The following is a 4,963-nucleotide window of genomic DNA, read 5'->3' on the forward strand; positions in this document are numbered from 1 at the left end:
AGTGTCGTTGCTATCTCCCTTGCTTCATTCCCTGCTATTGCCAGAATGTTTTCAGGCTTCTCAATCTCGGCAAACTCCAGCAACCGACAGAACTTGCTCAACATGCTGTCCTTGCCTGATATCCAGCGGCTTATCTGGCACCGGTCAACACCTACATGCCTAGCGGCTTCCAGTTGGCCCTTGCTGCTGATGCCATTCATAACCTGTACTTCCAATTCAATTGCGTTAGTGCGTTTCTGTGCACGTTCCATTGCGTACTCTTCCCTTGTTAGATGTTGTTACGTGACAAAGCTGTGAGCTTGTCACTTTGGTGTGCTCCGCAAGCGGCAGAGCTGGCCTGATTGTGTAAAGAGCGGTAGTGCTTAAGCTGCTTTCTTTGGTTTACTGCGTAATGGCGCGAAAACTATGTCTTCCTTGGTTACCGGCTTTGGTGACCTGAAAGTCATTGTTGCGTTTGATATATCTTTTGCTTTATCAGCTGACGCTCTACGGAATCCGTAAGCGAGCTGATCAAGATAACCAGTTGATGTATCTGCGATGGCTGCAAGCTTCTCCCACTTTTCCTGGTCTGCTTGCTTGCGCCAGCGCAGTAGCTCATTAACTTCCAAGCTGTCATCGTTTAATGTTGTGTTCATAATTGCTCCCTTTGCTAATGACTCAGGGCAATATTAGCTCAACGCTAAATTTACTGCAAGAACGACTTTAGCTCTGTGCATATTTATCTCGGAGCTAAATAATGGGATCATTTGTGCATGGACATAAAAGACATTAGGCGCAACAACCTGCGCTACCAACAAAACAAGGCTATGGCACGTGGCCTAACTAAAGAGCAGTTCGCTGTGAGTTGCGGCACCTCTGCGTCTACATTAAGTCAGATACTTGGAGGGAAGGCTGGGAGGAATCTTGGGGATGATCTAGCTCGTAAAATAGAAAAAAACATTAATCTTCCAAGAGGATGGCTTGATTTAGTTCATCCAGAAGAGCACGTTAATGGCGATCAGGCTCGTATCGTTGGTGAAATAGAACCTTGGGATAACGATACCCCCGTCGATGACGATGAAGTTGAAGTCCCGTTCCTTAAGTCGGTTCAACTAGCCGCTGGTTCTGGGTGTGTTTTTCAGGAAGACCATAACGGGTTCAAATTGCGATTCGCGAAATCAACCCTTCGACGTCTTGGTGTCCAATACGAAAATGCTGTATGCGTTGATGTTATTGGTAATAGCATGGAACCAGTGCTTCCAGACGGTGCCACGGTTGGCGTAGATATGGGGTCTAAGGACATTAAAGATGGCAAAATGTATGCCATTGAATATGGAGATCTACTTCGGGTTAAGTTGCTTTATGCGCAGCCTGGAGGAAAGGTTAAAATTCGCAGCTACAATAGCGACGAATACGAAGATGAGATAATGCCAAATCAAGAAGTTAGGGTTATTGGCAAGGTTTTTTGGTCTTCAGTAACTTATTAATCATCATTATTCATACATCTAACCCGCTTCGGCGGGTTTTTTATTGCCTAAATTTTCTCACAGCTAAAATCCACGCTAATTTTAATTCCCTTACCATTCATAAATTTAGCAATTAACGCTAAATTATTTAGCAGCATGCTATTGCGTTAATTTTAGCATGGTGCTAATTTTACCCCATCGAAACGAAACATCGATGCGGCAGACAGGAATCACTCGCCGCGCCAGTCAGGACGACAGGCTGCTCATTAACAAAGCGAGGGACGATAGCAGAGATGCTTACCTCGTGACGGACTTCTACCGCCGCTTGCGGTAGACCAAAGAGAAGTTGGCTTTGCACCTTAGTAGCTCAGGAGAGCGAGTAAGACCAGTGAGTCGGCAAGGGAATTCGAACCGCACGTAGAACAAGGCGTGTATCAGAGATGGCAACAACAACGGCAGATGCATCTCTCGAGTGTCATAGGCAAATAGACTGGGTAAGAGTGCAAGGCTAGTGGATTTACCACTACCCATGAATCCGTGGGTTTTGGCAAAACCACTAATTGAGGGCATTAAAATGACAATGAAATACTCGACAGTAAAATGCACCAAATCCACTAATGCGGCTAATTTTGCAGAGGGTAAATCTTATCGTATGTTCCACGCTTCGCACGACGACGTTATAGAAACAACAGACGGTCGAGCATTTGGCATTACCGCTCAGCTTGAACACGCTACATCACACGGCAGCTTCCAATTCCAACTGGTTGGAGAATACAACAGAGATGAGTGATTTTACCGCTGCCCTTATACGTGAGGGCTTTGGTAAGACCACCGGAGGTAACCATGATTCAGATAATCACCAAGCGTAAGAAAGATAACGCCAAGTCTCGTCGTTGCCGCCAACGTGGTGAGCACTACGCAGCATATAAGGCCGAGTGCGATGAAAGTCGTGCAATGGCAAGCCGAATTGAAGCGGCATTCACAAAGCTCTCTGAGGGCTGCACATCGAGGGTATACAAAGCAACGATGCCGGTACCGGTTCGCAGCAGTGAGCAGCCAAGCGCGGACAATATATGTTTGCCTGAAGTAGCTAAGTTTGCAGCAGGCTTCCGTAAGAGTGAGAGCGTTACGGCGCGGTAGAATTAACTACCGCGATAAATTCAGCCTTTGGGTTTAGGCGGTTTTGGTGTTGGGCGAGGAATAGCGTGGTTAGGGGTTATATCTCTACGGGTCATCATCGATCCTTCGAGTGGTTCACCGGCGCGGATTATCTCCAGCAAACCATGCAATAAAACGCTTAGTCCGAGACAGGTGAGGGTCTTGATCTTCTGGGTATTCCTTTCTGATATTTGTCCTCACCAAGGATATGTCAGAAAGTATGAACCATGGTTTAAGGTCGTTATCTTCCAGCTCAACAAGCTTATCTAGCAATTCATCATCAGAATAACGACTTTCAAGAGTTAGGAGCTTTAAATACTCCCTGCTCTGTCGCGACGAATGCTCTGATGATTTTGCATACTGATAAGTCATTTGTATCGCCGTTAGAACTGCCACTGCCAAACCATACCAAAAGACTCCACGGACTCCGGAAAAGACAGCAGAACCAAGAACGAGAAGAGCTAAGGAAATAAGTTTATCTATTCGCCACGTTAGCGTGCTGAATAGATGTTCAAAATTATATGAGTACTCAATTCTATAAAGCAGTTCTTCTCTGTCCATTTGTTTCCTAATTTTATTGTTTGCTGCCTGGCGGCTTTGGTGTTGCTGGCTTCGGCTGCGGTTTTGGTTGCATCCGTGGTGGCATGTGGTCTTGCGCCATAATGCGATTATCGTTCACGGTATAATTCCTTCTACTGTTGGGGTGATTGAATAATAACCGATTTTGCTGTTGGGGAATAGCAGAACCACCGCCGCCTGACGTGGTTAAAGACAGTTCAGGCACCAAACATAACGTTCGTGAAGATTGCTATCACGTTATTAAGTAGGCCCACCACATAGTTAAGGGGTAAGAGAATGCCTAACCATGTAACAAATGAATTGCGCATTATAAGCGGATCTCCCAAGCGCATTGCAGCAATTTTCAAAAGCATAATTAATGAGCATGGAAGATTTGACTTCAACAAAGTAATTCCAATGCCGGAGAGTTTGAATGTCTCAGAGGGGTCGGTTACTGAGGCTTTAATGGAAGCATTAAAGGGAAATGTCGTCCATTTCATTAAGTACCACTATCCAGAAATAAAAACTGGAGATGACGTAATTAAACACTTTAAGTCAGAACGACCAAAAAGTTTTGAACGCGATATGTTGGATGCTGCGGCCATGGTGGAAAACGAAAAACTTCATGGATTTCGATCATGGTATGGATGGTCGGCAATTCGATGGGGAACAAAATGGAATGCTTATAACAATAACATCCCAGTAGAACCACCAAAAGCAAGCACTAGAGGCGCTTATCGCAAACGAATATTGAATAAACGGGTTACTCGTCATATTAAATCAGACACTGAATTAGTTCTTAGATTTGAAACTGCTTGGAGTTCGCCAGAGCCAATATTTGAAGAGCTTGCCAAGCGTTATCCAGATGTGACTTTCTCAGTTACTTTTGCCGATGAAGATACTGGATCTAACTGTGGGCAGTATCACATTAAGGGAAATGAATACCCATTCTTCGACGTCGCGCCACCATATAGCGAGCAAAGTGATGATGAAAAGCGGAGATGGACTAAGTTTGCTTTCCAGTTATGCCACCCAGAAACCGATCCTTTATCATATGGTTATGACGAAAACTGGAATTACATTGAAGAAGATTAACGAGGTCACTTAGGTGGCCTTTTTTATTGGCGGGTAAATGGTTAAGGGGTAAGAGAATGCACCAGTTTAAATTTGGTGATTACGCTCTGATTGAGCAGAAGCGCCACGGAGTTAAAAACGAAATTTATGTCCACAAAGTGGTAAGCGATCTCAGTTCAAACTCATGGGTTGATGTTCCTGTTCAGTGTCCAGCTACTGAGACGCTGCATGACCAGACGGAAGATGTTTGCTTATGCATATGCTGCGGTGTTGATGAGACTGTGGTTAAGAGATACCGAGTTAAAGACATGAAGTTAGCGCAGAACATAACGGCCTAAATTGGCGGGTAAATGAGGAATGAATGATGAGTAAGGAAAAGCGTGAAATAGCATGGCTGAATTGTGGGCGATGTAACCACAGCCCTGTGATTGTAGAAACCTCCGCACCAGTCGGGATGATTAATTTCAACGATAAGGCTGTATGCCCATCGTGCGGCTTGGAAGGTCATGCAGAGGTTGATAGTCCAGAGGAAGCATATATCTGCTGGAATGAATTTGAATGACCAGTGATCTTACCCCTGCCACTTAACCGGTGGCAGCAATAAGACCACTAGATGAGGTGATGTATGACAGATGAAATTAAAACAGGCGGCCCAGCGTTTCCGTTCGTTCCAGGAGAAGGTTCATCTCTCTACGAATCGGAGGGAATGACATTGCGAGATTACTTCG

7 protein-coding genes are annotated in these 4,963 nt (G+C 45.0%); 3 read left to right on the forward strand and 4 right to left on the reverse strand.

Annotated features, from left to right (window positions below):
- Both V2A85_RS21845 and V2A85_RS21850 read right to left on the reverse strand, forming a co-directional pair.
- On the reverse strand, window positions 1–251 hold a 251-nt coding region (locus V2A85_RS21845; RefSeq protein ID WP_420072350.1), incomplete at its 3' end, for a CII family transcriptional regulator.
- Between the two features lie 111 nt (window positions 252–362).
- Window positions 363–635: a hypothetical protein gene (locus tag V2A85_RS21850; RefSeq protein WP_050136641.1), complete on the reverse strand. Its 273-nt coding sequence runs from the start codon at window positions 633–635 to the stop codon at window positions 363–365.
- Window positions 636–752: 117 nt separating this feature from the next.
- Between V2A85_RS21850 and V2A85_RS21855 the strand changes: the two genes are divergently transcribed.
- Window positions 753–1,466 carry a LexA family transcriptional regulator gene (locus tag V2A85_RS21855; protein WP_076707019.1) on the forward strand — a complete coding sequence of 238 codons (714 nt, stop codon included), beginning with the start codon at window positions 753–755 and terminating at the stop codon, window positions 1,464–1,466.
- Between the two features lie 169 nt (window positions 1,467–1,635).
- On the opposite strand, the gene V2A85_RS21860 is transcribed toward V2A85_RS21855, so the two are convergent.
- Entirely contained in the window at window positions 1,636–1,803 is a 168-nt protein-coding gene (locus V2A85_RS21860) for a hypothetical protein (protein WP_420072351.1), read from the reverse strand.
- A 485-nt stretch (window positions 1,804–2,288) separates the two neighbouring features.
- On the opposite strand from V2A85_RS21860, the gene V2A85_RS21865 reads away from it, so the two are divergent.
- The gene (locus tag V2A85_RS21865; RefSeq protein ID WP_420072352.1) at window positions 2,289–2,585 is read left to right on the forward strand and encodes a transcriptional regulator; all 297 of its coding nucleotides are present in this window, start codon (window positions 2,289–2,291) and stop codon (window positions 2,583–2,585) included.
- Window positions 2,586–2,699: 114 nt separating this feature from the next.
- Here the strand turns inward: V2A85_RS21865 and V2A85_RS21870 are convergent, their stop codons facing one another.
- Window positions 2,700–3,164, reverse strand: a complete 465-nt coding sequence (locus tag V2A85_RS21870; RefSeq protein WP_420072353.1) for a hypothetical protein — start codon at window positions 3,162–3,164, stop codon at window positions 2,700–2,702.
- 294 nt (window positions 3,165–3,458) lie between these two features.
- Here V2A85_RS21870 and V2A85_RS21875 point away from each other — a divergent pair, with 294 nt between their 5' ends.
- Window positions 3,459–4,256 carry a hypothetical protein gene (locus V2A85_RS21875; protein WP_420072354.1) on the forward strand — a complete coding sequence of 266 codons (798 nt, stop codon included), beginning with the start codon at window positions 3,459–3,461 and terminating at the stop codon, window positions 4,254–4,256.
- The last annotated feature ends 707 nt before the right edge of the window (window positions 4,257–4,963 follow it).

The organism is Yersinia sp. 1252 StPb PI (genome assembly GCF_048593885.1).
In the GTDB taxonomy this organism is placed as follows: domain Bacteria; phylum Pseudomonadota; class Gammaproteobacteria; order Enterobacterales; family Enterobacteriaceae; genus Yersinia; species Yersinia enterocolitica_E.